Below are 859 nucleotides of genomic sequence, written 5' to 3'. Positions count from 1 at the left end.
GGGGGGGTGGGGGGGGGGCGCGGGCGAGGGGGGGGGGGGGCGAGGTTGGGGCTGTGGGTGGGGGGGGTGGGTGGGGTCGAGCGGCGGGGGGGGGGGGGTGTGGCGGGGGGGGGTCGGCGGGGGCAGGGTGTGTAGTCCGCTGCGCCGCACGGGCCCGATCGCGGGATCGGTCGCGGCGACGGGGCGCCCGGCGCCCCGGGCGTCCGGCGGCAGCCAGAGGCCGATCTCGGCGCCTTCGTCGGTCACATCGAAGATCACCAGGCTGCCGAGCAACCGGTCGTCCGAGGGATCGGCGATGGCGAGCACCGCGAGGTCGCCGCGTTCCAGGCCCCTGCGCGCAGCCCCTTCGATCATCGATCGGGCGGTGGTCGGCGTGTAGCGGGGCTCGGGGAGGTGGGCATAGCGGCGGACGGCCCGATCCTGCGTGCCCTCGGCATAGTCCTCGGCGTCCTCCGTTCTCAACGGGCGCAGTCGGACGCGATCATCGACGAGGGGGAGGAACGAGAGGTCCAGCATGAGTACTAAACTAACATCGTTCGAATAAGGGGGTGGTCATGAGCTACTGGGATCACGTGAAGCCGGTGCGTCGTGCGCGGGCAGTCGCCATCGACGACATGGCCCGTGCGGCGGGGGGACTGCTCGATGAAGGGGGCGTCCAAGCGCTCACCGTGCGCGCGCTGGCCGGCCGGATGGGAGTGGCCCCGGCGAGCCTGTACTCCCGCGTCGAGTCGGCCGACGACTTGCTCGCTCTGGCGCTGGCCCCCCCCCCCGCCCACCCTGCCCACCCCCCGCCGCCCCCGGCGGGCCCGCGCACCACCTCGGCGGCCGCCCGCCCCGCCCACCACCCGCCGCGCCCACC

At 75.3% G+C, this 859-nt stretch carries 1 protein-coding gene and 1 pseudogene; one reads left to right on the top strand and one right to left on the bottom strand.

All coding sequences use genetic code 11. From position 1 onward, the window contains the following. Positions 1–516, bottom strand: a 516-nt coding sequence (locus BHE97_RS19870; RefSeq protein WP_140400266.1) for a GNAT family N-acetyltransferase, incomplete at its 3' end; no start/stop codon positions are given. A 38-nt stretch (positions 517–554) separates the two neighbouring features. Between BHE97_RS19870 and BHE97_RS18735 the strand changes: the two are divergent. Next, positions 555–859 (top strand): annotated as a pseudogene (locus tag BHE97_RS18735) (TetR family transcriptional regulator); the annotation flags it as partial.

The organism is Aeromicrobium sp. PE09-221, from assembly GCF_002174305.1.
Lineage (GTDB): Bacteria > Actinomycetota > Actinomycetes > Propionibacteriales > Nocardioidaceae > Aeromicrobium.
The sequence above is the reverse complement of the archived record's forward strand: the minus strand, read 5'-3'. Positions and strand labels throughout refer to the sequence as shown.